Here is a 25,427-nt window from a genome sequence, read left to right as displayed (position 1 = left end):
TATCTGCGGAAGCGAGAGACCATGGCTCAGGCCCGAGGAAACACCCGTCAGCGCATCCAGGACGTGGCCCTCGAACTCTTCGCCGAGCAGGGCTACGAGAAGACCTCGCTGCGCGAGATCGCGGAACGCCTCGACGTCACCAAGGCCGCGCTCTACTACCACTTCAAGACCAAGGAAGACATCCTCGTCGGGATCTTCGAGGACCTGACCCGGCCGATGGACGAGCTGATCGCCTGGGGCCGGGAGCAGCCCGCCACCGTCGAGACCAAGCGGGAGATCCTGCGCCGCTACCAGGTGGCGCTGAGGGCGGCGGCCCCGCTCTTCCGCTTCATGCAGGAGAACCAGGCCACGGTGCGCGAGCTGAGCGTCGGCCTCACCTTCAAGGAACGCATGATCGAGCTGACCGGCCTGCTCCAGGAGCCCGGCTTCGCGATGGTGGACCAGGTCCGCTGCGTCAGCGCGATCTTCACGCTGCACGCGGGCGCGTTCTTCATGCAGAACATCGAGGGCGACCCCGAGGAGAAGCACGCGGCCACCCTCGAGGTCGCCCTCGATCTGCTGAACCGGGCCCACGGGGACCGGTGAAATGTGTCAGACGCCGACGCCGTGGGCCCGCAGGAAGGCCATCGGGTTGACGGCGGAGCCGTAGTTCGGGGTCGTACGGATCTCGAAGTGCAGGTGGGGGCCGGAGGAGTTGCCGGTGTTGCCCGAGAGGGCGATCTGCTGGCCGGCGCCGACCTTCTGACCGATGTAGACCTTGATCTTCGACAGGTGGGCGTACTGCGAGTACGTGCCGTTGGCGTGCTTGACGACGATCGCGTTGCCGTACGCGGGACCGTCGCCGCCGCCGTTCGGGCCGGCCTTCACGACGGTGCCGGCGGCGGCGGCCTTGACCGGGGTGCCGACCGGGACGGCGAAGTCCTGGCCGGAGTGCTTGTGGGCCCACATGGCGCCGCCCTGGTTGAAGCTGGCGCTGAGGGCGTACGAGGTGACCGGCTTGACCCAGGCCGGGGCGGCCTTCTTGACGGCCTTCACGGGCGTGGCCTTCACGGCGGCGGCCTTGGCGACGGCGGCCTTCACCTGGGCGGCGACGTGGGCCTGGGCGTCGGCCTGGGCGGCGACGGCGGCGGACGCGGTCAGCGCGGCCGGGGCGGCGATCTTGCCCTCGGCGGCGAAGGCGGACCCTGCTCCGGCCACCAGCGTCGCTCCCAGACCCGCGGTGGCGAGAGCAACGGCGGTGATACGGGCGGCGGGGTTCATGACGCGCTTCGACATACGGGGGAAGACCTCCGGGAAGTACGGGACCCGACGCGGACGGTGCGCTGCGTCGGGCTTGCTCATCTTTGGTAACCCGGACCCCCACCCCGGCCCAAACACCCCATCTACGACATTGCGTCGTAGTGATCTCCCAGGAAGTTCACCTCTTGACGACCTCCGGAGAGGGTCGGGAAAACGGACATACCGCCACAAGCGAATCGGTTTAAGCGCACGTCGCGGGCGCCCGGAACCGCCCGAAAGGGCGCCCAGCACCCGGTTCGGGCCCCCTCGGGACCAAAGTCCCGACGGTTCACACCTGAACGTCCCGAATCGACCCCAAAGGTCGCCACTATTCCGTTTAGTACCGCCCGAAACGCCTGTGCGCCTTGTCACCAGCGCGCCATCCCGAATGGGATCTGGGTCACGCGACGAGCCATCCCGAATGGGATCTGGGTCACGCGACCGAGCCGCCCCGAAGGCCGTCCCGCACTACGCTGACCGCTTCGGGAATCCACAGGGGGGACACATGGAACCGGCGCTCATCGGCACCCGCCTCGCCTCGGCCGCGATCGGCCCACTGCTGAGGAAACTGTTGGTCGGCGACGGCCCGGGCGCCGGTCTCACCGCCTCATCGGGCACGATCCGGCTCTCCTCCCTGGTCTCCTTCCGCGGCGAGAAGCGCAGCCTCACCGAGCGGGACGTCCGCAAGCTCGCCGCGACCCTCGTCGAACGGTCCCTCGGCGGCGGCGAGCGCCCCTTCCCGGCCGACGAGACCGAGGCCGTCACCGACACCCTCGCCAGGACCCTGCTCGCCCTGGGCGACCTCGACATGGACGACGTCCAGGCCGTCCGCCTCGGCCACCGCGACCTCGCCCGCCGCCTGCGGGCGGCGGCCCCGCCGCCGGACGGCCTCTCGACGGACTCGGCGCTGTACCTGGAGTCCCTCACCGAATGGGCCGCCCTCCACCTCCTGGAGTTCTTCACCCAGCGCTCCACGTTCGTCGCCCGCAGCCTGGTCGAACAGACCCGGGCCCAGGCCGAGCTCATCGCGAAGGTCGACGAGGTCATCCGCCGGACACCGCGGACGGACTCGCGGGACGCGGACTTCGAACGCCGCTACCTGGCCCACCTCGCGAAGAAGCACGGCCGCCTGACGATCTACGGCATCGACCTGCACCACTCACCGGACGAGTGGCCGCTGGACCTCGCGTACCTGTCCCTGGAGGCGACGGGCGAAGCTCCCGCACCCGACGTGCCCGACGAGGCCGGACACCTCCTCCCCCACCAGCGGGAACAGACGGTCCGCGCCGACCTCGCCCTCGCCCGCCACGACAAAGTCCTGCTGCGCGGCCTGGCGGGCTCCGGCAAGACCACCCTCGTCCAGTGGCTGGCGGTCTCGGCCTCGACCGAGGGACGCGCGGACGGCATGGCGTACCTCCGGGGCCGCGTCCCCTTCGTCCTCCCCCTGCGCGCCCTCACCCGCCACGGCGAGCGGCTCCCCGCCCCCGACCGTTTCCTCCCGGCCGCCGGCTGCCCGCTGACCCCGCCCGACGGCTGGGCCGACCGGGTCCTCGCCGCCGGCCGTGCCGTCGTCCTCGTCGACGGCATCGACGAGATCCCCGAGGCCGAACGCGGCCGGGCCCGCGACTGGCTCCGGAACCTCCTCGACGCGTACGAGGGCAACCGCTGGCTCGTCACCTCGCGCCCCACCGCCGTACGCGACGACTGGCTGGCCCGCGACGGCTTCACCGAACTGACCCTCTCCCCCATGACCCGCACCGAGGTCGCCACCTTCGTACGCCGCTGGCACCGGGCCGCCGGGCCGGAGGCGGAGCCGTACGAGCAGCCGCTCCTCGACGCCCTCCGCACCACCGGGCACGTCGCCCAGCTCGCTACCAACCCCCTCATGTGCGGCCTCATCTGCGCCCTCCACCGAGACCGACGCGGCTTCCTGCCCCGCGGCCGCAAGGCGCTCTACGAGGCCGCCCTGTCGATGCTCCTCTCGCGCCGCGACCGCGAGCGGGACATGGGAGCCCCGTCCGGCATCGCCCTCGACGAGGCACCCCAGATCCAGCTCGTCCAGCGCCTCGCGTACTGGCTGACGCTGAACGGCCGCACCCAGCTGGACCGGGCCCGCGCGGAGTCGCTCGTGCGGGAGGCGGTCCCGGCGGTCCAGGAAGCCGCCCCGCACGACCCCGGGCGGGTCTTCACCCACCTCCTCCACCGCAGCGGCCTGCTGCGCGAGCCGACGGAGGACACCGTCGACTTCGTCCACCGCACCTTCCAGGACTACCTGGCCGCCAAGGCCCTGGTGGACCACTGGGACATCGGCGTCCTGGTCCGCCACGCCGCCGACGACCAGTGGGAGGACGTCATCCGCATGGCGGTCGGGCATGCCCGACCGCGCGAGTGCGCGGAGATCCTCCGCGAGCTGCTGGCAGCGGCGGACTCCGCCGAGGACCGCCGCGACCAGCTGCGCATCCTGATGGTCGCGGCGACCGCGCTCGAAAGCGCCACGGAGGTGTCCCCCGAAGTGCGGGACGAGATCATGGCCCGCACGGCCGAGCTGATCCCGCCCCGCTCGGACGACGAGGCCCGCCAGCTCGCACTGGGCGGCTCACCGGTGCTCCGGCTGCTGGGCGGGCCGGAGGAGCTGGGCGAGGAGCAGGCGTACCACTCGGTGATCGCGGCCACTCACATCATGGTGGACGCGGCCCTCCCCTATCTGGCCCGCTTCGCCGATCACCCCTCACTGCGGATCCGGGCCCAGCTGATGCACGCCTGGACCCGCTTCGAGCCCGGCCCGTACGCCGAGGAGGTCATCGCACGGCTCGATCCCGGCGAGCTCCGGTACTTCGTCCACGGCGACGAGCACGTGGACGCGCTCATCCGGCTCGGCCTGCGTCCCGATCTGCTGGAGGTCGACGAGTCCGTGTCGGACGAGGGCCTCGCCCGGCTCCTCGCCGCCTGCGATCCCGTGGCCCTCCGGCTGCGGCGGCCGGGCCGCCGACCCCGCCTCTCCGCGCTGTCCGGACTGACCCGGCTGGAGTCCCTCGTCCTGGGACTGCGCGTCGACGCCCGGTGGTCCGCGGCGGACCTGCCCACGGGAGCACCGCTCGGCCTGCTGCAGCTGCCGGGCAGCTGGCCCGAGGACGGCTTGGAGACGCTCGGACGGCTCCGGAGCCTGACCTCGCTGAATCTGTGGAAGGCGCCGTACGCGAGCGCCGACGCATGGCGGGGGCTCGCCACCCTCTCCACGGTGCGCGCCCTCTGGATCGACGAGGGGGATCTCGTCGGCTGCCCGGAAGGGATGGCTGTGGAATCGGTGCGGACCGTCCGCCTGACCCACGAGGAGGAGCCGGAGCTCAGCCGGATCGGCGAGATCTTCCCCTCGCTGGACGAGCTCGAACTCACCCGGGCGGGGAGCGACGGGGAGCAGGTCCGCCGGGCCCTCGCGCCCTGACGGCACAGGAAAGGGGCGGCCCCGGAACCGTTCTGGTTCCGGGGCCGCCCCTTACCGCTCAGCGCTCGGCGCGTGCGTCACGCGTCCTTCGAGAGGTTCGGGCCCGGGCCGCCCGCCGCCTCGATCGGCGGGGCGTCCGGCAGGGCCGTCTTCTCCTCGCCGCGGAAGGTGAACTTGCGCTCCTCGCCCTCGCCCTCCGTGTCCACGACCACGATGTGACCGGGGCGCAGCTCGCCGAAGAGGATCTTCTCCGACAGCGTGTCCTCGATCTCGCGCTGGATCGTCCGGCGCAGCGGCCGGGCGCCCATCACCGGGTCGTAACCCTTCTTGGCGAGCAGCTCCTTCGCGGACTGGGAGAGCTCGAGGCCCATGTCCCGGTCCTTGAGGCGCTCGTCGACGCGGCTGATCATCAGGTCGACGATCTGGAGGATGTCCTCCTGCGTCAGCTGCGGGAAGACGATGATGTCGTCCACACGGTTGAGGAACTCCGGGCGGAAGTGCTGCTTCAGCTCGTCGCTGACCTTCGCCTTCATCCGCTCGTAGTTGGACTTCGTGTCGCCCTGGGCGGCGAAGCCCAGGTTGAAGCCCTTCGAGATGTCCCTGGTCCCGAGGTTGGTGGTCATGATGATGACCGTGTTCTTGAAGTCCACGACCCGGCCCTGGGAGTCGGTCAGGCGACCGTCCTCCAGGATCTGGAGAAGGGAATTGAAGATATCGGGGTGGGCCTTCTCGACCTCGTCGAAGAGGACGACGGAGAACGGCTTGCGGCGCACCTTCTCGGTGAGCTGGCCGCCCTCTTCGTAGCCGACGTATCCCGGCGGCGAACCGAAGAGGCGGGAAACCGTGTGCTTCTCGCTGAACTCCGACATGTCGAGGGAGATCATCGCGTCCTCGTCGCCGAAGAGGAATTCGGCGAGCGCCTTGGACAGCTCGGTCTTACCGACGCCGGACGGGCCGGCGAAGATGAACGAGCCACCGGGGCGCTTCGGGTCCTTCAGACCCGCACGGGTGCGGCGGATGGCCCGCGAGAGGCCGATGACGGCGTCCTTCTGGCCGATGACGCGCTTGTGGAGCTCGTCCTCCATGCGGAGCAGACGCGAGGACTCCTCCTCGGTCAGCTTGAAGACCGGGATGCCGGTGGCGGTCGCGAGGACCTCGGCGATCAGCTCGCCGTCGACCTCGGCGACGACGTCCATGTCGCCGGCCTTCCACTCCTTCTCGCGCTTGGCCTTCGCGGCGAGGAGCTGCTTCTCCTTGTCGCGCAGGGACGCGGCCTTCTCGAAGTCCTGCGAGTCGATCGCGGACTCCTTGTCGCGGCGGACGCCGGCGATCTTCTCGTCGAACTCGCGGAGGTCCGGCGGCGCGGTCATCCGGCGGATGCGCATCCGGGAGCCGGCCTCGTCGATCAGGTCGATCGCCTTGTCCGGGAGGAAGCGGTCCGAGATGTACCGGTCGGCCAGGGTCGCGGCCTGGACGAGGGCCTCGTCGGTGATGGAGACCCGGTGGTGGGCCTCGTACCGGTCGCGCAGACCCTTGAGGATCTCGATGGTGTGCGGCAGCGACGGCTCGGCGACCTGGATGGGCTGGAAGCGGCGCTCGAGGGCCGCGTCCTTCTCCAGGTACTTCCGGTACTCGTCGAGCGTGGTGGCGCCGATGGTCTGGAGCTCACCGCGGGCCAGCATCGGCTTGAGGATGCTGGCGGCGTCGATCGCGCCCTCGGCGGCGCCCGCACCCACGAGGGTGTGGAGCTCGTCGATGAACAGGATGATGTCGCCGCGGGTGCGGATCTCCTTGAGGACCTTCTTCAGGCGCTCCTCGAAGTCACCGCGGTAGCGGGAGCCGGCGACCAGCGCGCCGAGGTCCAGGGTGTAGAGGTGCTTGTCCTTGAGGGTCTCGGGCACCTCGCCCTTGACGATGGCCTGCGCCAGGCCCTCGACGACGGCGGTCTTGCCGACGCCGGGCTCGCCGATGAGGACCGGGTTGTTCTTGGTGCGGCGGGACAGCACCTGCATGACCCGCTCGATCTCCTTCTCGCGCCCGATGACCGGGTCGAGCTTGGATTCGCGGGCCGCCTGGGTGAGGTTCCGGCCGAACTGGTCGAGGACCAGGGACGTCGAGGGGGTGCCCTCGGCAGGACCGCCGGCCGTGGCGGCTTCCTTGCCCTGGTAGCCGGAGAGCAGCTGGATGACCTGCTGCCGCACCCGGTTGAGGTCGGCACCCAGCTTCACGAGGACCTGGGCGGCGACGCCCTCGCCCTCGCGGATCAGGCCGAGCAGGATGTGCTCGGTGCCGATGTAGTTGTGGCCGAGCTGGAGGGCCTCCCGGAGCGACAGCTCCAGGACCTTCTTGGCACGCGGGGTGAAGGGGATGTGCCCGGACGGGGCCTGCTGCCCCTGCCCGATGATCTCCTCAACCTGCTGGCGGACCGCCTCGAGCGAAATCCCGAGGCTCTCCAGGGCCTTAGCGGCGACACCCTCACCCTCGTGGATAAGGCCCAGAAGGATGTGCTCGGTGCCGATGTAGTTGTGGTTGAGCATCCGGGCTTCTTCCTGAGCCAGGACGACAACCCGCCGCGCGCGGTCGGTGAACCTCTCGAACATCGTTAATCGCTCCTCAGAGCGGTCAGTCAGTTAGGGGTCGATCCCCTCCCTGTCCTTCCGCAGCTTAGTCCCGCAAGCGGGGACCGCTCATTCCAACTGCCGACATCCGTCCGGATCACCCCCTCTTCAGCGGGGAGACCTGCTGCCGAACAGCCGACAAATGCTCCAACCCGATGGTGCGAGACGATGTTCCCGCAGGCCAAGTAGTTACCCGCGCCATCAGTACGCCGATGGCGAACGTGAGACGCCGAAGCCCGCGAGTCGCCCCTCCCCACTAGGAATGTCTTACCCGTAAGGACTGACACTCCATGCGGCGTACCCCGGTTCCCTCCGCTACCAGCGAACACCCTTGCGCGCTCGAATGCACCCTTAGGCCCCATCCCGGACACCTCGCGCGACCGGGCGGGGACGCTGTGTCACCGCGGGCGTAACCAAGACGCCCTCTCCGGAGTTCCCCGGACATGGCCCTCACCGTCCCGCCGCCCCGCTCGCCGAGCGACGGCGGCGTCGCGCGGTGGTACGAGGACGAGCTCGGCTGGGCGACGGAGGCGGGGCCGCCGGTGCGGCTGGTCACCGGGCTGCGCTTCGACGTCCTGGAGGTGCCTGCCGAGGCCGGCCGGGGCGTGCTGCGCCGGATGGGCGCGGCGACGGGTCCTGTGGCCCTGATGGGGCGCCGGATGGGGCTGCTCGTGGCCGCGGGGAGCGCGGAGGAGCTCCCGGGACTGCTCGACTGGCTGGAGTGGGGCGGGATCTCACTGGATCTCGCGATCCTCGGTGCCGACGGCCGGATGACCGCACCCCTTCCCCCGGGGCGGAGCGGATCCGGCGCGCCGGGCGCCGCGGTGTGGCTGCGGGCGCCCGCGCCGGGCCGCGAGGTCGAGCCCTCGCTGCCGGTGCTGCGGTCCGCGCCGTGGGGCGTTGCGGGCGCCCCCTGTCTGGTGCGTCTCGTGGCCGCCGCCGCGGCGGAGTGCCATCGGGTGCGGCTGCTGAGTGCCCGTACCCGTGGGACGGCTCAGCAGCTGTCGCCTCAGCGGTTCGCGTCCTCGTAGGCAGCCTTGATGTCGGCGGGCACGCGACCGCGGTCGTTGACGTTCATGCCGTTCTCCTTGGCCCACGCGCGGATCTTCGCGGTGTCCTGGCTGCCCGTGGCCACGGCGCGGCCCTTGCCGCGTCCGCCGGCGGTGCGGCCACCGGTACGGCGGCCACTCGTGGTGTACGGCTCGAGCAGGCCACGGAGCTTTTCCGCGTTGGCGGTGGTGAGGTCGATCTCGTAGGTCTTGCCGTCCAGCGCGAACGTCACGGTCTCGTCCGCCTCGACGCCGTCGAGGTCGTCGACAAGAAGGACCTGAACCTTCTGTGCCACCGGATTTCCTTTCATCGAAAATGCAGTACGCGGAAAGGAAACCGCTTTTCTCGGAAAAACACAAACCCCTGGGAGAGGTTCAGAAGCCCGGCAGCGCGGGAAACGTGCGCGATTCGGACATAGGGCTCCGCGAGAGGATCCCGGGCTTCCGCCTCACAGGTGCAGAAGCATCCGGCTGTTGCCCAAGGTGTTCGGCTTCACTCGTTCGAGACCGAGGAACTCGGCGACTCCCTCGTCATAGGAACGCAGGAGCTCGCTGTAGACATCTCCGTCGACCGGGGTCTCGCCGATCTCGACGAAGCCGTGCTTCGTGAAGAAGTCGACTTCGAAGGTCAGGCAGAATACCCGGCGCACCCCGAGCCATCGGGCGGTGTGCAACAACTTGTCCAGCACCTGATGTCCGACGCCGGCGCCCTTGAACTCGGGATCGACGGCGAGAGTGCGGACTTCGGCGAGGTCTTCCCACATGACGTGGAGTGCGCCGCAGCCGACGACGGTGGCGTCCTCGTCGCGTTCCGCGACCCAGAACTCCTGGATGGACTCGTAAAGGGTCACGGTCGCCTTGTCGAGCAGGATGCCGCGCTGCACGAAAGGATCGACGAGACGGCGGACCGCGGGGACGTCGCTGGTGCGGGCCCTGCGGACGGTGACGGCTTCGGCGGAGGTCGACATGGGGGGACGCTATCGCTACGGGCGGGCTGTCCCTTCGCCACCCTCGGGCTCCCGCGGGGCGGCGGGGAGGGGGCTGTCGCGCTGGACGATCCGGATGGCGTCGTTCAGCGACTCCCGCTGTTCCGGCGACATCATCCCGAAGAAGGCGACGAGCGCGGCGGCGGGGTTGTCGCTCTGCGCCCAGGCCTCGTTCATCAGGGCCGCCGAGTAGGCGGCGCGGGTGGAGACCGCCGTATATCGATAGGCGCGGCCTTCGACTTCCCTGCGGACCCAGCCCTTCTGGTGGAGATTGTCCATGACGGTCATGACGGTGGTGTAGGCGATGGACCGTTCCTGCTGGAGGTCCTCCAGGACTTCCCGGACGGTCACCGGGCGGTTCCATTGCCATACGCGCGTCATGACGGCGTCTTCGAGCTCTCCCAATGGACGGGGCACAGCGTCACCATAGTGCGCAAAACGTCAATACGGTGCTATTGGCGACAAGAAACCAACAAAAAGGACGCACGACCTCGAAAGGTCGCACGTCCTCGGTGACACGGGCCGACGGGGCCTCAGGAGGCGGCGGGGCCGTCCGCCTGGCGGGCCGCCTCGGCGCGGGCGAGGGCGGCGTCCACGGCCGCGTCCTCCTTGGCCTTGTTGGGGCCGCCCTGGCTCTTGACGATCGTGACGACGAGACCGATGAAGAACGCGGCCATCACGACGGGGGGCACGAGCGCGGATACGTAGTCCATGCCGTCCAGAGTAGCCAGGGGATGGCTCTCCGGTCAGGCCGGGTCGGCGCGCGGCGTCCGGTGCACTGCACTCGCTTCGCTCGCTCCGTCCCGGCTCCCTGATTCATCCTCCGGACGCCGAGCGCGATCGCAAGACGGAGGAGGGAGTCGACGCGGCGGGGGCACCTCCCAGCGGTGGCCGGGGGAGTCGGCGACCGACGGCAACGCGGCGCGGGGGCACCTCCCGCGCCCGAAGGACTACGGGGGAGTACGGGCCAGGCCCCGCGAGCCCGGCCCGACCGGAGAGCCACCCCCTCATCCGGCGACCCGTTCCTCGGGCGGGGGCGGGGGTACGGGGCGGCGGCGCGGCGGGAACGCCTCGGAGGGCTTGGGCACCGGGCGCTCGGCCGGGGTGGGCGGGGTCGGCTTGGGCTCGTCGCCCGTCGCGCGCCCGCCGGGCAGGGCGAGCAGCCGGGCCCGGGAGGCGGAGGGCACGGCCGGAGCGGTGGCCTGGGAGACCCGGGCCAGGCGCTCGCGTACGGAGCGCTCGGCGAGGACCTGGCAGCGGGCGAGCAGCTCGGCGGCGGCCGGGTTGCGGCGCAGCGCGCGCAGGGCGGCGAGGTCGTCGGCGCCGGGGTCGTAGCCGGCCGCCAGCGCGTCCCGGAGGAGCTCCAGGTAGCCGCCGAGGGACCCGGGCAGCGCCTCGCGGTAGCGGGCCAGGTCGTCGAGGAGGAAGGCGCGCAGCCGGCCGGCCTCGCGTACCGCCTCGTCCACGGATTCGGTCAGGCGCAGGCAGTCCTGGACGTCCTCCTCCTGGAGGGGGGCAGGGTGGAGGGCGGTGGCAAGGGCGCGGCGAAGCACACGCAGTTCGTCCGCGCTGAACGCCATGCCGCCGCGGGATCCGTATGGCGTGGGCATGGGCCGACACTACGCGCTAATCGGACAATTTTCGCTTAGCGATCATCGCGGCGCGCCGATCCCACCCCTACATGCGGGACACGTTCCGCTCGTAGACCAGACGCAGCCCGATCAGGGTCAGCCAGGGCTCGTGCGCGTCGATCTCCTTCGAGTCGGCGAGGACCATCGGCGCCAGGCCGCCGGTCGCGATCACCGTGACGTCGGAGGGGTCGCCCTTCGGCCCGACCAGTTCCCGCTTCATCCGGGCCACGACGCCGTCGACCTGGCCCACGTACCCGAAGACGATGCCCGACTGCATGGCCTCGACCGTGTTCTTGCCGATCACGCTGCGCGGCCGGGCCAGCTCGATCTTGCGGAGCATGGCGCCCTTGACGCCCAGGGCCTCCACCGAGATCTCGATGCCCGGGGCGATCGCGCCGCCCGCGTACTCCCCGCGCGTGCTGACCGCGTCGTACGTCGTCGCCGTGCCGAAGTCCACGACGATCGCCGGACCGCCGTACAGCTCGACGGCCGCGACCGCGTTGATGATGCGGTCGGCGCCGACCTCCTTGGGGTTGTCCGTGAGGATCGGCACCCCCGTCTTCACGCCCGGCTCCACCAGGACCGCCGGCACGTCCCCGTAGTACCGGCGGGTCACCTCGCGCAGCTCGTGCAGCACCGAGGGGACCGTCGCACAGATGGCGATCCCCTCGATGCCGTCGCTCAGCTCGACGCCCAGCAGCGGGTGCATGCCCATGAGGCCCTGGAGCAGGACCGCCATCTCGTCGGCGGTCCTGCGCGGGTCCGTGGAGATCCGCCAGTGCTCGACGATCTCCTCGCCGTCGAAGAGACCGAGCACCGTGTGCGTGTTGCCGACGTCGATGGTGAGCAGCATCAGGCCCGCACCTCGCGCAGGTCCAGGCCGATGTCGAGGATCGGGGAGGAGTGGGTGAGGCCGCCGACCGCCAGGTAGTCCACGCCGGTCGCCGCGTACGCCGCCGCGTTCTCCAGGGTCAGCCGGCCCGAGGACTCCAGGACGGCGCGGCCCGCGACCAGGGCGACGGCCTCCTCGGTCTCCAGCGGGGTGAAGTTGTCGAGCAGGATCAGGTCGGCGCCCGCGTCCAGGACCTCGCGGACCTGGTGCATCGTGTCGACCTCGACCTCGATCGGCACCTCCGGGAACAGCTCGCGGACGGCCTTGAAGGCCTCGGCGACGCCGCCGGCCGCCACCACGTGGTTGTCCTTCACCAGGGCGGCGTCGGAGAGCGACATGCGGTGGTTGACGCCGCCGCCGCAGCGGACCGCGTACTTCTCCAGGGCGCGCAGGCCCGGCGTCGTCTTGCGGGTGTCGCGGACCTTCGCCTTCGTGCCCTCCAGCGCGTCCGCCCACGCGCGCGTGGCGGTGGCGATGCCGGAGAGGCGACACAGGATGTTGAGCGCGCTGCGCTCGCCGGTGAGCAGGTCGCGGGTGCGGGCGGTGACGCTGAGCAGCTTCTGCCCGGCCTCCACGCGCGCGCCGTCCTCGACGTGCCGCTCGACCTCGAACTCGTCGGTGCAGACGATCGACAGGACGGCCTCGGCGACCCGCAGACCGGCCACGACACCGGCCTCGCGGGCGGTGAAGTCGGCCGTGGCGACGGCGTCCTCGGGGACGGTCGCCACGGTCGTGACGTCGACTCCGCCGTCGAGGTCCTCGGCGATCGCGAGGTGGGCGATGTCCTCGACCTGGACGGGGTCGAGACCGGCGTCGGCGAGCAGCTGCGCGAGGGCGGGGTCGAGCCCGCACTCGAACTCCTCGCCGTCGCCGCAGGCGCAGCCCTCGCCGCAGCCGCCGGTCTCGTCGGAGACCGTGTTGATCTGGATGAGAGGGACGTCCACGGGCTCGGGACGGGCTTCCTCGGGCGTGCTCACTTACGGCTCCCTGGGGGCGTCGGCGGTGGGGGGAAAGTCGAAGGTCTCGGTGGTGCGGACGTCCAGGGTCCGCTCCGGGGTGAGGCGGACGACGAGGTGCCTGCGCCAGTCCGCGTCGTCGCGGTCCGGGTGGTCCTCGCGCCAGTGGCAGCCGCGGGTCTCCTCGCGGCGGGACGCCGCCGCGACCAGGAGGCGGGCGACGGCGAGCAGGTTGGTGGTCTCCCAGGACTCCACGCCCGGCTCGGCGCACTTCCGGTCGTCGGTCTCGCCGGGCACGGGGGGGATGTGGAGGGCGTCCAGCTCGCCGGAGGCCGTGCGCAGGCTCGCGGCGGACCGGAGCACCCCCGCGCCCAGGGTCATGGTGCGCTGGATACGGCGCCGGGCGCCGGGGTCGAGCAGCGGCAGGACCACCGGGGCCGGGTGCTCCACCGGGACGGCCGGCCCGCGGCCGGGCGCGCGCGCCACGACGTCCTCGGCGATCCGCTCGGCGAAGACCAGGCCCTCCAGGAGCGAGTTCGAGGCGAGCCGGTTGGCGCCGTGGACGCCCGTGCAGGCGACCTCCCCGCACGCGTAGAGCCCGGGCACGGTCGTCCGGCCCGACAGGTCCGTGCGGACGCCGCCGGAGGCGTAGTGGGCGGCCGGGGCGACCGGGATCGGCTCCGTCACCGGGTCGATGCCGTGGGCGCGGCAGGCCGCCAGGATCGTCGGGAAGCGCTCCGCCCACATCTCGGCGCCGAAGTGCCGGCCGTCGAGGTACATGTGGTCGGTGCCCTGCTCCTGCATCCGGCGCGTGATCGCCTTGGCGACGATGTCCCGGGGCGCCAGCTCGGCCAGCTCGTGCTGCCCGAGCATGAAGCGGACGCCGTCGGCGTCGACCAGATGGGCGCCCTCGCCCCGTACCGCCTCGGAGACCAGCGGCTGCTGGCCCTCGGAGCCGACCCCGAGGAAGAGCACCGTGGGGTGGAACTGGACGAACTCCAGGTCGGAGATCTCGGCCCCGGCCCGCAGCGCGAGCGCGACGCCGTCGCCGGTCGAGACGCCCGGGTTGGTGGTGGCGGAGAAGACCTGCCCCATGCCGCCGGTGGCCAGGACCACCGCGGGCGCGTGGACGGCGCCGACGCCGTCGTGCTGCCCCTCGCCCATGACGTGCAGGGTCACGCCCGCCGTGCGACCCCCGGCGTCCGTCAGGAGGTCCAGGACGAGCGCGTGCTCGATGGTGCGCACGCCCCGGTCCCGTATCGCCTCCACCAGGGCGCGGGAGATCTCGGCGCCGGTCGCGTCCCCGCCCGCGTGGGCGATCCGGCGGCGGTGGTGGCCGCCCTCCCGGGTCAGCGCGATCTCGCCGTCGGAGGTCTTGTCGAAGTCGGCGCCGGTCGCGATCAGCCGGCGGACGGCGTCGGGACCCTCCGTGACCAGGGCCCGCACGGCCCGCTCGTCGCAGAGCCCGGCACCGGCGACGAGGGTGTCGTCGAGGTGCTGCTCGGGGGTGTCGCCCTCGCCGAGGGCGGCCGCGATGCCGCCCTGCGCCCAGCGGGTGGAGCCGTCGTCGAGCCGGGCCTTGGTGACGACGACCGTACGGAGCCCGGCGGCGGTGCAGCGCAGGGCGGCGGTGAGGCCGGCGACCCCGGAGCCGACCACGACGACGTCGGCGTCGATGGCCCAGCCCGGCGCGGGTGCGTGCAGCCGTATTCCGGTCACTTGGTGGCTCCGAAGGTCAGGGGGATGTTGTCGATGAGCCGCGTGCTCCCCACGCGCGCGGCGACGGCGAGGATCGCCTCCCCGTCGTGGCCGTCGGCGACCTCGGTGAAGTCGGCCGGGTCCACGAGGGCCAGGTAGTCGAGGGTGAGCGGCGGCTCGGCCTTGGCGGCCTCCTCCAGGACGGCGCGGGCCGCGGCCCGCACGGCCTCGGCACAGCCGCCCTCGGCGGCCTGCGCGACCGCGTGGGCGTCGGCGGCGGCCCGGGCCTCGCCCAGCCGCGACAGCGCCTCGGCCCGGTTCTCGGCCCGGCCTTGGGCGCCGGGCAGCGAGGCGGCACGCGCGCGCAGCGCCTCCTGGGCGGCGAGCCGCTCACGGGCGGCGAACAGCGCGCGCGACAGCGACAGCGCCGTCCGGCGCTCCCCGGCCGAGAGGTAGCGGTTGCGGCTGGAGAGGGCCAGGCCGTCGGCCTCGCGGACGGTCTCCACGCCCACGATCTCGACGGGGAAGTTCAGGTCGCGGACCATGCGGCGGATCAGGGCCAGCTGCTGGGCGTCCTTCCGACCGAAGAAGGCCAGGTCGGGCGAGGTGAGGTGGAGCAGCTTGGCGACGACCGTCAGCATGCCGTCGAAGTGGCCCGGCCGGGAGGCGCCTTCGAGCCGCTCGCCCATGGGACCGGCGGTGATCCGGACCTGGGGCTCGCCGCCCGGGTAGACCTCGTCCACGGAGGGCGCGAAGACGGCGCTCGCGCCCGCCTCGAAGGCCAGCGCGAGATCGGCGTCGAGGGTGCGGGGGTAGCGGTCGAGGTCCTCGCCGGCGCCGAACTGGAGCGGGTTGACGAAGACGGTGACGACGACGAAGCCCTTGGCGCCGACGCGCTCGCGTGCGGCCCGGATCAGGGTGGCGTGGCCCTCGTGGAGGGCGCCCATGGTCATGACCACGGCGGTGCGGCCGGGCACGCCCCAGTGGGCCGCCGCGTACTCCAGGTCCTCGACCGTGGGCAGCAGCTCGGCGGGCTCGTGGTGGACGGCACGACCGCCCTCGGCGCTCTTGCGGGCGAACAGGGTCATCGGTCGTCTCCTTGCGGCCCGTCGGCGGGGTCTGCGGGGTGGGCGGCTCCGCCCGACGGCTCGGCCAGCACGCCCAGCAGGTCCTCGGCCAACTCGGGCTTGAGCAGGCCGTGCGCGAGCGCCCGGTCGGCGGTCGTGCGGGCCATCGCCAGGTAGCCGGCGACGGTGCCGGGCGCGTGCTTGCGCAGCTCGGACACGTGGGCGGCGACCGTGCCGGCGTCACCGCGCGCGACGGGCCCGGTGAGGGCCGCGTCCCCGGACCGCAGGGCGTTGTCCAGGGCGGCGCCCAGGAGCGGGCCCAGCATGCGGTCGGGGGCGGCGACCCCGGCCTTGTGGAGCAGCTCCATCGACTGGGCCACCAGCGTGACCAGGTGGTTCGCGCCGAGGGCCAGCGCCGCGTGGTAGAGCGGCCGGGCCTCCTCCGCGATCCACTCGGGCTCGCCGCCCATCTCGATCACCAGCGCCTCGGCGGCGAGCCGCAGCTCCTCGGGCGCGGTCACCCCGAAGGAGCAGCCGGCGAGCCGCTGGACGTCGACGGCGGTGCCGGTGAAGGTCATGGCGGGGTGCAGGGCCAGCGGCAGGGCGCCGGCCCGGCGGGCGGGGTCCAGGACCCGCGCCCCGTACCGCCCGGAGGTGTGCACGAGCAGCTGTCCCGGCCGTACGGCCCCGGTGTCGGTGAGGCCCTCGACCAGTCCGGGCAGCGCGTCGTCCGGCACGGTCAGCAGGACCAGGTCGGCGAGGGCGAGGACGCGGGCGGGCTCGACGACCGGGACGTCGGGCAGGAGTTCGGCGGCGCGCCGCCGGGAGGCGTCGGAGACCGCCGAGACGGCGACGGGGCGGTGCCCGGCGAGCCGGAGCGAGGCGGCGAGGGCGGGGCCCACACGGCCGGCGCCGACGACTCCGACGGTGAGCCGGGCGGGTCGGTCCTCGGCTCGGGGCTCTGGCGCTGCTGGTGCGTTCACAGTGGGGACGGCCTTCCGTTCCAGTCCTCGGCGGGTACCGGACGATTTCTGGTCATGCTACGCCAGCGTTTCGCGGCGCTCCGTGGACTGTCCACAGGGTGTGGGTGGTGGTGTGATGATCGGCCCATGAATCCTGTGACTCCTGTGGAGACTCCTGTGGACGAGGAAGCCGCCCGGCTCCACCGGGCGAAGGTGTGGGGCGGCGCCGAGCGCCGCCTGTGGGACACCTCGGTCGACGGCACGGTCGGCTCCCGGCTGCGCGAACTGGCCGCCTGGGCCCAGGCCGCGGGCCACGAGGACGCTCCGCTCGACACGTACGGGAACGGGCTCGTGGAGGAGCTGGAGCGGCGCGTCGCCGAGGAGCTCGGCCTCCCCGACGCCGTCTTCTTCCCCACCGGCACCATGGCCCAGCAGGTCGCGCTGCGCTGCTGGGCCGGGCGCACCGGCAGCCCCGTCGTCGCCCTCCACCCCCTCGCCCACCCCGAGGTCCACGAGAACGGGGCGTTCGGGGCCGTCTCGGGGCTCCGCACGGTCCATCCGACCGGCGCGCCCCGGCTGCCGACCGCCGAGGAGGTACGGGACCACCCGGAGCCCTTCGGGACGCTGATGCTGGAGCTGCCGCTGCGGGACGCCGGCTTCGTGCTGCCGTCCTGGGAGGAGCTGACCGAGGTGGTGGAGGCGGCCCGGGAGCGGGACGCGGTGGTCCACTTCGACGGGGCCCGGCTGTGGGAGACCACGACGCATTTCGGTCGCGGGCTCGCGGAGATCGCGGGACTCGCCGACAGCGTGTACGTCTCGTTCTACAAGTCCCTCGGCGGCATGTCCGGGGCCGCGCTCGCCGGCCCCGAGGAGGTCATGGAGGAGGCCAGGATCTGGCGGCACAGGTACGGCGGGATGGTCTTCCAGCAGTACCCGGCGGCGCTCTCCGCGCTCCGGGGCCTGGACGTCGAGCTGCCCCGGCTGCCCTCGTACGTGGCGCACGCGCGCGTGGTGGCCGACGCGGTCCGGGAGGCGCTCGCGGAGGCGGGCACCGGCTGGTCCCGGGTCCACCCGGAGACCCCGCACACCCACCAGTTCCAGGTCTGGCTGCCGTACGACCCGGACGTCCTGACGGCGGCGGCCCTCGCCCAGACCGAGGACACCGGCACCGCGTTCTTCCGCCGCTGGTTCGCCCCGGTCGCGGGCGGCCCGCCGGGCGTCGCGCTCACGGAGCTGACGGTGACGGGCCCCGGCCTGGAGTGGACGGCGAAGGACGTGAAGGAGGCGGTACGGGACTTCCTGGCGCGCGTCGAGGGGTGACACGTCCCTGGCCGAGGGGTGACGTCCTTGGCGGCCTCGGGGCGCCCCGAGGCCGCCAGGGACGGTTGAGGTCCCGACCGACCTCCCGGGGGCCGTCAGAAGGACGGTCGGCGGCGGCGCAGGGCCGCGCGCAGCCGCAGGCGCAGCCCGCCGGCCCTGCGGCCCGCCACCACCCGCTCGAAGCGGCGGCGGTCGCGGACGGCCCGCAGGACGGCGACGTCGTGGGTGCCGGGCGCCGGCGGCACCGGCTCGCCGAGCCGGGCGGCGCGATAGGCGTCGAAGAGGTACTGGTGCAGCGCGTTCATGCCCTCACCGTGCGCCGCGCCGCCACGCCCCGGCCCCCGGATTGACGCCCCCCGTCAATCCGGGGCCCGCCGATTGACGACCCCCGTCAAACGGGACGACAGCTCCCCCGCCCCGCCCCGCACCATGGACGGGTGAGCGTGACCATCGACATCACCGGACTGCCGCACGAGCGGATCACCTTCTGCCCCTCGCCGCTGGCCGAGCTGGGCGCCGCCCTGCACGCCCTGGCCGTGCCCGCGCACCACCCGCGGCTGCACGCCTGGACCACCACGACGGCGGCGGCCCTGAAGCCGGAGCTCGCGGACCGGCTCATCGAGGCCGACTTCATGTGGAACAACACCCGCTCGGACATCCTGCTGCCGTCACGGCCCCGGGAGACCCTCGCGGAGGAGCTGGACGACCTCGACCGCATGGACGACGAGAAGTTCGTGGGCTCCGCCCTGGAGATCTCCTGCAACAGCCATTACACGGACGGCGCTCCCTCACCGCTCGTCGACGAGCGGATGCGCCGGCGCGCCCTTGACCTGGCCGCCGCGCGCGGCCCGCGCCAGGCCGGGTTCGTGGAACGGATGCTGGCCGACCCGCCCGGCACGCGCGCGTGGATCCGGCGGCTCCTGGAGGACTGCGACGAGGCCTTCTTCGCCGACACCTGGCGCCGCGTCCGGCTCCAGCTCGCCGCCGACGCCCGCCACAAGACGGAGCTGATGCGCCGCAAGGGGCTCGCCGAGGCCGTCGCCGACGCCTCCCCCGCGATGAGCCTGGAGGAGGACGAGCAGGGCTCCCGGATCGTCGTCGACAAGCTGGTCCAGGGCCGGACCAGCGCCGAGGGCACCGCGGTGACGTTCCTGCCGACGGCCTTCGGCTGGCCGCACCTCTTCGCCCTGTACACCCCGGGCTGGCAGCCCGTCATCCAGTACCCGATCCCCGCCCGTGATCTCGGCGGCGCGGCCTCCGTCGAGGCGGTCAAACTGCGCCTGGAGGCCGTCGCCCACCCCATGCGGATGCGCCTCTGCCGCAGCCTGGCCAGGGGCTCCAGCACGACGAGCGAGCTCGCCGACGCGTACAACATCACCGCCCCCGAGGTCTCCCGCCACCTCGCGGTCCTGAAGAAGGCCGGGCTGATCACCACCCAGCGCCGCGGCCGGTACGTGCACCACCAGCTCGACGTGTCCGTCGTCGCCCGCCTCGGCAGCGACTTCCTGGAGTCGGTGCTCCGCTAGGGCCTGTCGTCACATTCCCGTCTGCCCCGCGACGCCTGGCACGCGCTCTCGCCGCACCGGGCGAAAGCCCGAGTACGTCCAGTACGAGGACTCCCACCCGGCACGCCGAGAGCACGCGCCAGACGCCGCAGGGCCGCCCTTCGGGCGACGACGGGAATGTGACGACAGGCCCTAGGACCACGAGGACCGCACCGCGCCGCCGCCCGCCGGGCCGAGCCGGGCCGGGCGCGGGTGTCCTGGACCGCGCCGCCGCACGCCCCGCCCCGGCCGGGCGCGGGTGCTCTAGACCGCGCCGCCGCCCGCCCGGACCAGGCCCGTCTCGTACGCCAGGACCACGACCTGGACCCGGTCGCGCAGGCCCAGCTTGGTCAGGATGCGGCCCACGTGCGTCTTCACCGTCGCCTCGGAGAGGACGAGCCGGGCGGCGATCTCGCCGTTCGACAGCCCCTGCGCGACCAGCATCATCACCTCCCGCTCCCGCTCCGTCAGCCGCTCCAGCCCCTTGTGCTCGGGCTCCTTCCCCGAGGACGGCAGCATCGGCGAGAAGCGGTCCAGGAGCCGGCGCGTGGTCGAGGGCGCCACCACCGCGTCCCCGCTGTGCACCGAGCGGATCGCACCGAGCAGCTCCGCCGGCGGCACGTCCTTCAGCATGAAGCCGCTCGCACCGGCCTTCAGCCCCGAGAAGGCGTACTCGTCGAGGTCGAACGTCGTCAGGATCAGCACCTTCGGCGCGGCCGGCTCCGAGCAGATCCGCCGGGTCGTCTCCACGCCGTCCAGCTTCGGCATGCGCACGTCCATCAGAACGACGTCGACCGCCGTGGAGCGCAGCACCTCCAGGGCCTCGACACCGTCGCCGGCCTCCGCCACGACCTCCATGTCCGGCTGGGCGGCGAGCACCATGCGGAAACCGGTCCGCAGCAGCACCTGGTCGTCGACGAGCATCACGCGGATGGACATCAGGTCAGTTCCTTAGGGGTCGTCAGTGAGCGGGCTTGAGGGGGAGCAGGGCGCTGATCCGGAAACCGCCGCCCGGACGCGGGCCCGCGTCCAGGGTGCCGCCGACCATGCCGACCCGCTCACGCATGCCGATCAGACCGTGGCCCCGCCCGTCGGCGCCCCCGTCCTCGTACATCTCCTGCGGAGCGCCCCGGCCGTCGTCCTCGACGAGCAGGCCGAGACCGTCGTCGAAGTAGACGAGGCGCACGCTGGCACCCGCGTCCGGCCCGCCGTGCTTGCGCGTGTTGGTGAGGGCTTCCTGCACGATCCGGTACGCGGTGAGCTCGACGCCGCTGGGCAGCGGGCGCGGGCTCCCCTCGATCGCGAAGTCGACGGTGAGGCCGGTGTCCCGGACCTGCTCCACGAGGTCCTCGATCTGCCGCACGTCGGGCTGGGGCACGTACTCCCCGGCCTCCTGGTGCTCGCCGGTGCGCAGGATCCCGAGGAGTCTGCGCATCTCGGCGAGCGCCTGCCGACCGGTGGTGGAGATCGTCTCCAGGGCCTGCTTCGCGGTCTCCGGGGAGGAATCCATGACATAGGCGGCGCCGTCGGCCTGGACCACCATCACCGACACGTTGTGCGCGACGACGTCGTGCAGCTCGCGGGCGATCCGGGCGCGCTCGGCGGCGACCGCGACCTTGGCCTGGGCCTCGCGCTCCTGCTCCAGGCGGGAGGCCCGCTCCTCCAGCTGCGCGAAGTAGGCGCGGCGGGTGCGGAGCGAGTCGCCGAGGACCCAGGCGAGGGCGAACGGCACGGTCATGATGATCGTGAAGAAGACCTTGGCCGCGCCGGAGCTCGTGCCCTCCATGGGCCATCTGAGCTGCGAGAGCGTGGAGGCGCTGAGTCCACCGATGAGCGCGAGCCGGGACGCCCAGCGGGGTCCGTCGTGCGCCGCGACGGTGAAGATGATCACGAGCATGGCGAAGTCGGCCATGAACGGCACCAGGTCGAGGGCGAGCTGGGCGACGCCCAGCGCGACCGCGAGCACCAGCATCTTCTCCGGCGCCCGTCGCCTCAGGGCCACGACGAGGGAGAAGAGCACGGCGACGAGGCCGTACCCGGCGGCGCTGCCCGTGGTGGATCCGGTCGACACCACCCACAGCGCGGAGAACCCGAGGAGGACGACGGCCCAGAAGCCGTCGACGCCCGTCGGGTGTCTGCGGATGAAGTCGTAGAGGCGCTGCACGTCACCCAGAGTAGGGAAAGGGACAGGTGCGGGGATCAACCGTGGGGTCGATCCTTGGCGCCGGGCCCCTACTCCCCGAGGTGGACACTGGGGCACGTGACGGATGAGACGTGTCAGTGGCAGGGGTGGCGGGAGGCCACGGAACGGGCGCTGTACGGCCCCGGGGGCTTCTACCTGCGCCCCGAGGGACCGGCGGGGCACTTCCGCACCTCGGTGCACGCCTCCCCGCTCTTCGCGGGGGCCGTGGCCCGGCTGCTCGGCGAGGTCGCGGAGGAGCTGGGGACCGCCGAGGTCGACCTGGTGGACGTGGGCGCGGGCCGCGGTGAACTGCTGACGTCGGTGCTCGCGGCCGTCGGGTCCTCGCTCTCGGTGCGGGCGTACGCGGTCGAGCGCGCCGCCCGCCCGGACGGGCTCGACCCACGGGTGGAGTGGACGGACCGGATACCGGAGGGTGTGCGCGGGCTGCTCTTCGCGAACGAGTGGCTCGACAACGTGCCGGTGGACGTCGCCGAGGCGGACGCGGCGGGCACCGTCCGGTACGTGGAGGTCCGCCCGGACGGCACGGAGCGGCTCGGCGGACCCGTCTTTGGGCCGGATGCCGACTGGCTGGCCCGCTGGTGGCCGCTGCGGGAGCCGGGCGCGCGGGCCGAGATCGGGCGGCCCCGCGACGAGGCCTGGGCGGCGGCGGTCGCCTCCCTGGCGGCGGGCCGCGCGGTGGCCGTGGACTACGCGCACGTACGGGAGACCCGGCCGCCCTTCGGCTCCCTGACCGGCTTCCGCGCGGGCCGCGAGGTCCCCCCGGTCCCGGACGGAAGCTGCGACGTGACCTCGCACGTGGCCCTGGACGCCTGCGGCGACCTGCCGGCCGGGAACGGACGTGCCGCCGTCGAGCTGGTCACGCAGCGGGAGGCGCTGGGGCGGCTCGGGGTGTCCGGGGGACGGCCGCCGCTCGCGCTCGCCTCGACCGACCCCGCCGGTTACGTCCGCGCGCTCGCCTCCGCCGGCGAGGCGGCCGAGCTCACCGCCCGCGGCGGCCTCGGCGACTTCCTCTGGCTGAGCTGCCGGGTCCGCCCCTCGGGCAGGGAGCCGGGGCCCCGGGACGGCAGGGGATACTGACCGCATGACGGAGACGACGGTCGGAATCGGCGGCGCGGCGGAGAGCACCGACATGGTGCTGAACATCGGACCGCAGCATCCCTCCACCCACGGCGTGCTCCGGCTCCGGCTCGTGCTCGACGGCGAGGTCGTCCGGCACGCCGAGCCGGTGATCGGCTACATGCACCGGGGCGCCGAGAAGCTCTTCGAGGCGCGGGACTACCGGCAGATCATCATGCTGGCCAACCGCCACGACTGGCTGTCCGCCTTCTCCAACGAGCTCGGCGTCGTCATGGCCGTCGAGCGGATGCTCGGCATGGAGGTCCCGGAGCGGGCCGTGTGGACGCGGACGCTCCTCGCCGAGCTGAACCGGGTCCTCAACCACCTGATGTTCCTCGGCTCGTACCCGCTCGAACTGGGCGGGATCACCCCCGTCTTCCACGCCTTCCGGGAGCGCGAGGAGCTCCAGACGGTGATGGAGGAGGTCTCCGGCGGCCGGATGCACTACATGTTCAACCGGGTCGGCGGCCTCAAGGAGGACCTGCCCGCCGGCTGGCTGGGGCGGGCGCGGCAGGCCGTCGCGGACGTCCGGTCCCGGATGGACGTGTACGACCGGCTGGTCCTCGGCAACGAGATCTTCCGGGGCCGTACGCGCGGGGTCGGTGTCCTCAGCCCGGAGACCGTCCACGCGTACGGGGTGTCCGGGCCCATCGCCCGCGCCTCGGGCGTCGACTTCGACCTCCGCCGCGACGAGCCGTACCTCGCGTACGGGGAGCTCCAGGACACCCTGCGGGTCGCCCTGCGGCAGGAGGGCGACTGTCTCGCCCGGTTCGAGTGCCTGCTCGACCAGACGCACAACTCCCTGGACCTGGCGGACGCCTGCCTGGACCGGATGGCCGAGCTGCCGCCCGGGCCGATCAACCAGCGGCTGCCGAAGGTGCTCAAGGCGCCGGAGGGGCACACGTACGCCTGGACCGAGAACCCGCTCGGCGTCAACGGCTACTACCTGGTGTCCAAGGGCGAGAAGACCCCGTACCGGCTGAAGCTGCGCTCGGCGTCGTTCAACAACATCCAGGCGCTGGTGGAACTGCTGCCGGGGACGCTGGTCGCGGACATGGTGGCGATCCTGGGCTCGCTCTTCTTCGTCGTGGGCGACATCGACAAGTAGCCGCCAGCCCCTCGTTGTGGGCAGTCGTTCCGCCAGGGCGGTGCCCACCCCTCGCGCCCCCGTTGTGGGCGCGCGTGCTGGGACGTTGCCCACCCTTCGCCCCCCGTTGTGGGCATGCGTTCCGCCGGGGCGGAACGGGTGGGCACAACGGAACGGCGCCCCTTGCCGGCGCCCGAGGCTCCCGCGCCTGAACCCGCACCGGAACGTGCGCCGCAGTCGTGGTGCGGGTCCAGGCCCGGAAGGCGGAGCGCGCCCGCAGAGGCGCCGTCCCGTGTGCCCACCCTCCCCCAAGCTCTCGGCTTCGCTCGAGCAGGGGGACCCCCTCGCCCCAGCGGGACGATTGCCCACACGGCAGTGGGCGGCGGGCACCGTCCCACCAGGCGCGGGTTCACACCGCGGGGGCGGGGCCACACGGGCGGGGGTGGGTGCCGCCCCGGCGGGGTCGTCAGGAGCTGATCGCGTCTCGGAGTTCGGCTACGTCCAGTTGTTCCGTCTCGTCGTGCGCCGTCAGGTCGATGACCTGGCCGATGGCCCGCGGCGGCGCCGGGACGGCGGGCGCGGCGACCGGGGTGAGCAGCGGGGTCCCGGAGGCCAGGACCTCCTCGCCCACGACGTCGGCGAGGTCGCTGTTCTGCACGTCCTCGATGACGGCCGCCGCCTTCTGCGTACCGAAGAAGTCGAAGCCGCCCTCGGGGCGCGGGGCGGGCCTGCGGGCCGCGTACGGGACGACCGCGGCCGCGACCGGCACCGCCGGCAGGACGGTGGTGGCGGGCGGGAGCGCGGGAGTGGCGGCGGCCGTGCGGGTGTGCTGCTCGGTTCCGGCGGCCGCCGCGTGCTTCCCCTGCGGCTCCTCCGTCTCCCGGGCGCGCTCGGCGAGGTCGCGGGCGCGGGCCGCCTCGGCCGTGCGGCGGGCCTGCTGGGCGGCGGCGTTGCGCGGGAGGTCACGCAGGGCCTGGGCGGCGCGGCGGAAGGCCTCGGGGGTGGGCGTGGAGCCGGCGGCCGGCAGCGCCTTGGCGTCGGTGCCGGACGTACCGGAGGTCTCCAGGGCGAGGACGCGGCGGCCTTCCAGGGCGCTGGCCCGCTCGGTCTCGGCGGTGGCGTACCGGCGGAGGAGGTCGGCGTGTTCGCCGCGCAGTCCGGCGAGCTCCACGCGCTTGGCGCGGAGTTTGGCTTCGAGCCGGGAGCGCAGCGCGCGGGACTCCTCCAGGTCGGTCTCCAGCTCGGCGGTCCGCTCCTCGGCCTTCCACTGGTCGGCGGCGCGCGCCCGGTCGAGCTCGGCGACCTTGAGGCCGGCGTTCCGGTCCCAACTGCGCATGAGGACGGCGCCGGTGACGGCGGCGGCGGCCGCCGCGGCCGCGAGCAGCCGCGCGATCACCGGGTCGCCGGGCAGCCAGGCGGCCGCGGCGCACACGACCGCGGCGCCGGCGACCGCGGAGGGCGGCAGCAGCTTGTGCAGAGGCGGGGAATGGCGGTGGCGTCCACGTGGCATGGCCTGAAATTTACCGTGCGTAGGCGTCATGTGGGGTGTCGGCCCGGCAATCTCTTGGCCACTTCTCG

At 72.8% G+C, this 25,427-nt stretch carries 23 protein-coding genes; 7 read left to right on the top strand and 16 right to left on the bottom strand.

Annotated features, from left to right (window positions below; genetic code table 11):
- Positions 1 to 21: 21 nt before the first annotated feature.
- Positions 22 to 585, top strand: a complete 564-nt coding sequence (locus tag BLW86_RS21085) for a TetR/AcrR family transcriptional regulator (protein WP_093875475.1) — start codon at positions 22 to 24, stop codon at positions 583 to 585.
- A 6-nt stretch (positions 586 to 591) separates the two neighbouring features.
- On the opposite strand, the gene BLW86_RS21080 is transcribed toward BLW86_RS21085, so the two are convergent.
- Entirely contained in the window at positions 592 to 1,275 is a 684-nt protein-coding gene (locus BLW86_RS21080; RefSeq protein ID WP_093875474.1) for a M23 family metallopeptidase, read from the bottom strand.
- A gap of 508 nt (positions 1,276 to 1,783) precedes the next feature.
- Here BLW86_RS21080 and BLW86_RS21075 point away from each other — a divergent pair.
- The gene (locus tag BLW86_RS21075) at positions 1,784 to 4,720 is read left to right on the top strand and encodes an NACHT domain-containing protein (RefSeq protein ID WP_093875473.1); all 2,937 of its coding nucleotides are present in this window, start codon (positions 1,784 to 1,786) and stop codon (positions 4,718 to 4,720) included.
- A 77-nt stretch (positions 4,721 to 4,797) separates the two neighbouring features.
- Here BLW86_RS21075 and BLW86_RS21070 read toward each other — a convergent pair whose 3' ends face one another.
- The gene (locus BLW86_RS21070) at positions 4,798 to 7,320 is read right to left on the bottom strand and encodes an ATP-dependent Clp protease ATP-binding subunit (protein ID WP_093875472.1); all 2,523 of its coding nucleotides are present in this window, start codon (positions 7,318 to 7,320) and stop codon (positions 4,798 to 4,800) included.
- 461 nt (positions 7,321 to 7,781) lie between these two features.
- On the opposite strand from BLW86_RS21070, the gene BLW86_RS21060 reads away from it, so the two are divergent.
- Positions 7,782 to 8,369: an SCO3374 family protein gene (locus BLW86_RS21060; protein ID WP_093875470.1), complete on the top strand. Its 588-nt coding sequence runs from the start codon at positions 7,782 to 7,784 to the stop codon at positions 8,367 to 8,369.
- On the opposite strand, the gene BLW86_RS21055 is transcribed toward BLW86_RS21060, so the two are convergent.
- The 10 genes from BLW86_RS21055 to BLW86_RS21010 form a co-directional block, all read right to left on the bottom strand.
- Positions 8,348 to 8,683, bottom strand: coding sequence for a histone-like nucleoid-structuring protein Lsr2 (locus tag BLW86_RS21055; RefSeq protein WP_093875469.1), 336 nt, complete (start codon positions 8,681 to 8,683; stop codon positions 8,348 to 8,350). The two genes, BLW86_RS21060 and BLW86_RS21055, sit on opposite strands and share 22 nt — an antisense overlap.
- A gap of 153 nt (positions 8,684 to 8,836) precedes the next feature.
- The gene (locus BLW86_RS21050) at positions 8,837 to 9,355 is read right to left on the bottom strand and encodes an amino-acid N-acetyltransferase (protein ID WP_093875468.1); all 519 of its coding nucleotides are present in this window, start codon (positions 9,353 to 9,355) and stop codon (positions 8,837 to 8,839) included.
- Between the two features lie 15 nt (positions 9,356 to 9,370).
- Positions 9,371 to 9,790, bottom strand: coding sequence for a BlaI/MecI/CopY family transcriptional regulator (locus BLW86_RS21045; protein WP_093875467.1), 420 nt, complete (start codon positions 9,788 to 9,790; stop codon positions 9,371 to 9,373).
- A gap of 116 nt (positions 9,791 to 9,906) precedes the next feature.
- On the bottom strand, positions 9,907 to 10,086 hold the full coding sequence (locus tag BLW86_RS21040) for a hypothetical protein (RefSeq protein ID WP_093875466.1): 180 nt from the start codon (positions 10,084 to 10,086) through the stop codon (positions 9,907 to 9,909).
- A gap of 294 nt (positions 10,087 to 10,380) precedes the next feature.
- The gene (locus BLW86_RS21035; RefSeq protein WP_177181952.1) at positions 10,381 to 10,953 is read right to left on the bottom strand and encodes a hypothetical protein; all 573 of its coding nucleotides are present in this window, start codon (positions 10,951 to 10,953) and stop codon (positions 10,381 to 10,383) included.
- A 97-nt stretch (positions 10,954 to 11,050) separates the two neighbouring features.
- Positions 11,051 to 11,857: a type III pantothenate kinase gene (locus BLW86_RS21030; protein ID WP_030693183.1), complete on the bottom strand. Its 807-nt coding sequence runs from the start codon at positions 11,855 to 11,857 to the stop codon at positions 11,051 to 11,053.
- Positions 11,857 to 12,873: a carboxylating nicotinate-nucleotide diphosphorylase gene (nadC, locus tag BLW86_RS21025; protein ID WP_093875464.1), complete on the bottom strand. Its 1,017-nt coding sequence runs from the start codon at positions 12,871 to 12,873 to the stop codon at positions 11,857 to 11,859. Before nadC ends, BLW86_RS21030 begins: the two co-directional genes overlap by 1 nt.
- Complete coding sequence (locus BLW86_RS21020) at positions 12,874 to 14,571, bottom strand: L-aspartate oxidase (protein ID WP_093875463.1); 1,698 nt, start codon at positions 14,569 to 14,571, stop codon at positions 12,874 to 12,876. It lies immediately after the preceding gene.
- Positions 14,568 to 15,638, bottom strand: coding sequence for a pantoate--beta-alanine ligase (gene panC / locus BLW86_RS21015; RefSeq protein ID WP_093875462.1), 1,071 nt, complete (start codon positions 15,636 to 15,638; stop codon positions 14,568 to 14,570). Before panC ends, BLW86_RS21020 begins: the two co-directional genes overlap by 4 nt.
- Positions 15,635 to 16,600, bottom strand: a complete 966-nt coding sequence (locus tag BLW86_RS21010) for a Rossmann-like and DUF2520 domain-containing protein (RefSeq protein ID WP_093875461.1) — start codon at positions 16,598 to 16,600, stop codon at positions 15,635 to 15,637. Before BLW86_RS21010 ends, panC begins: the two co-directional genes overlap by 4 nt.
- A 126-nt stretch (positions 16,601 to 16,726) precedes the next feature.
- Here BLW86_RS21010 and BLW86_RS21005 point away from each other — a divergent pair, with 126 nt between their 5' ends.
- Positions 16,727 to 17,899, top strand: a complete 1,173-nt coding sequence (locus BLW86_RS21005; protein ID WP_093875460.1) for a threonine aldolase family protein — start codon at positions 16,727 to 16,729, stop codon at positions 17,897 to 17,899.
- Between the two features lie 95 nt (positions 17,900 to 17,994).
- Here the strand turns inward: BLW86_RS21005 and BLW86_RS21000 are convergent, their stop codons facing one another.
- Positions 17,995 to 18,204, bottom strand: coding sequence for a hypothetical protein (locus BLW86_RS21000; RefSeq protein WP_093875459.1), 210 nt, complete (start codon positions 18,202 to 18,204; stop codon positions 17,995 to 17,997).
- Positions 18,205 to 18,342: 138 nt separating this feature from the next.
- On the opposite strand from BLW86_RS21000, the gene BLW86_RS20995 reads away from it, so the two are divergent.
- The gene (locus tag BLW86_RS20995; protein ID WP_177181951.1) at positions 18,343 to 19,425 is read left to right on the top strand and encodes a DUF5937 family protein; all 1,083 of its coding nucleotides are present in this window, start codon (positions 18,343 to 18,345) and stop codon (positions 19,423 to 19,425) included.
- Positions 19,426 to 19,707: 282 nt separating this feature from the next.
- Here the strand turns inward: BLW86_RS20995 and BLW86_RS20990 are convergent, their stop codons facing one another.
- Positions 19,708 to 20,382, bottom strand: coding sequence for a response regulator (locus tag BLW86_RS20990; protein WP_093875457.1), 675 nt, complete (start codon positions 20,380 to 20,382; stop codon positions 19,708 to 19,710).
- Positions 20,383 to 20,404: 22 nt separating this feature from the next.
- Positions 20,405 to 21,607 (bottom strand): sensor histidine kinase, encoded by a 1,203-nt coding sequence (locus BLW86_RS20985; RefSeq protein WP_093875456.1) that lies wholly within the window; start codon positions 21,605 to 21,607, stop codon positions 20,405 to 20,407.
- Between the two features lie 96 nt (positions 21,608 to 21,703).
- Between BLW86_RS20985 and BLW86_RS20980 the strand changes: the two genes are divergently transcribed.
- Together BLW86_RS20980 and BLW86_RS20975 are read left to right on the top strand one after the other, a co-directional pair.
- Entirely contained in the window at positions 21,704 to 22,723 is a 1,020-nt protein-coding gene (locus BLW86_RS20980) for an SAM-dependent methyltransferase (RefSeq protein ID WP_093875455.1), read from the top strand.
- Between the two features lie 4 nt (positions 22,724 to 22,727).
- On the top strand, positions 22,728 to 23,870 hold the full coding sequence (locus BLW86_RS20975; RefSeq protein ID WP_093875454.1) for an NADH-quinone oxidoreductase subunit D: 1,143 nt from the start codon (positions 22,728 to 22,730) through the stop codon (positions 23,868 to 23,870).
- Between the two features lie 445 nt (positions 23,871 to 24,315).
- On the opposite strand, the gene BLW86_RS20970 is transcribed toward BLW86_RS20975, so the two are convergent.
- Positions 24,316 to 25,359: a hypothetical protein gene (locus BLW86_RS20970; RefSeq protein ID WP_093875453.1), complete on the bottom strand. Its 1,044-nt coding sequence runs from the start codon at positions 25,357 to 25,359 to the stop codon at positions 24,316 to 24,318.
- Positions 25,360 to 25,427 lie beyond the last annotated feature (68 nt).

The sequence above is a fragment of the Streptomyces sp. TLI_105 genome (assembly GCF_900105415.1).
Taxonomy (GTDB): domain Bacteria; phylum Actinomycetota; class Actinomycetes; order Streptomycetales; family Streptomycetaceae; genus Streptomyces.
The sequence above is the reverse complement of the archived record's forward strand: the minus strand, read 5'-3'. Positions and strand labels throughout refer to the sequence as shown.

Bases quoted from the DNA above. Each gene is read 5' to 3' on its own strand.
- BLW86_RS21040 (WP_093875466.1), bottom strand. From the start codon at position 10,086: ATGGACTACGTATCCGCGCTCGTGCCCCCCGTCGTGATGGCCGCGTTC.
- BLW86_RS21050 (WP_093875468.1), bottom strand. From the start codon at position 9,355: ATGTCGACCTCCGCCGAAGCCGTCACCGTCCGCAGGGCCCGCACCAGC.
- BLW86_RS21005 (WP_093875460.1), top strand. From the start codon at position 16,727: ATGAATCCTGTGACTCCTGTGGAGACTCCTGTGGACGAGGAAGCCGCC.
- BLW86_RS21000 (WP_093875459.1), bottom strand. From the start codon at position 18,204: ATGAACGCGCTGCACCAGTACCTCTTCGACGCCTATCGCGCCGCCCGG.
- BLW86_RS20975 (WP_093875454.1), top strand. From the start codon at position 22,728: ATGACGGAGACGACGGTCGGAATCGGCGGCGCGGCGGAGAGCACCGAC.
- BLW86_RS21035 (WP_177181952.1), bottom strand. From the start codon at position 10,953: ATGGCGTTCAGCGCGGACGAACTGCGTGTGCTTCGCCGCGCCCTTGCC.
- BLW86_RS21080 (WP_093875474.1), bottom strand. From the start codon at position 1,275: ATGTCGAAGCGCGTCATGAACCCCGCCGCCCGTATCACCGCCGTTGCT.
- BLW86_RS20970 (WP_093875453.1), bottom strand. From the start codon at position 25,359: ATGCCACGTGGACGCCACCGCCATTCCCCGCCTCTGCACAAGCTGCTG.
- BLW86_RS21075 (WP_093875473.1), top strand. From the start codon at position 1,784: ATGGAACCGGCGCTCATCGGCACCCGCCTCGCCTCGGCCGCGATCGGC.
- panC (WP_093875462.1), bottom strand. From the start codon at position 15,638: ATGACCCTGTTCGCCCGCAAGAGCGCCGAGGGCGGTCGTGCCGTCCAC.
- BLW86_RS21070 (WP_093875472.1), bottom strand. From the start codon at position 7,320: ATGTTCGAGAGGTTCACCGACCGCGCGCGGCGGGTTGTCGTCCTGGCT.
- BLW86_RS21030 (WP_030693183.1), bottom strand. From the start codon at position 11,857: ATGCTGCTCACCATCGACGTCGGCAACACGCACACGGTGCTCGGTCTC.
- BLW86_RS21060 (WP_093875470.1), top strand. From the start codon at position 7,782: ATGGCCCTCACCGTCCCGCCGCCCCGCTCGCCGAGCGACGGCGGCGTC.
- BLW86_RS21085 (WP_093875475.1), top strand. From the start codon at position 22: ATGGCTCAGGCCCGAGGAAACACCCGTCAGCGCATCCAGGACGTGGCC.
- BLW86_RS20990 (WP_093875457.1), bottom strand. From the start codon at position 20,382: ATGTCCATCCGCGTGATGCTCGTCGACGACCAGGTGCTGCTGCGGACC.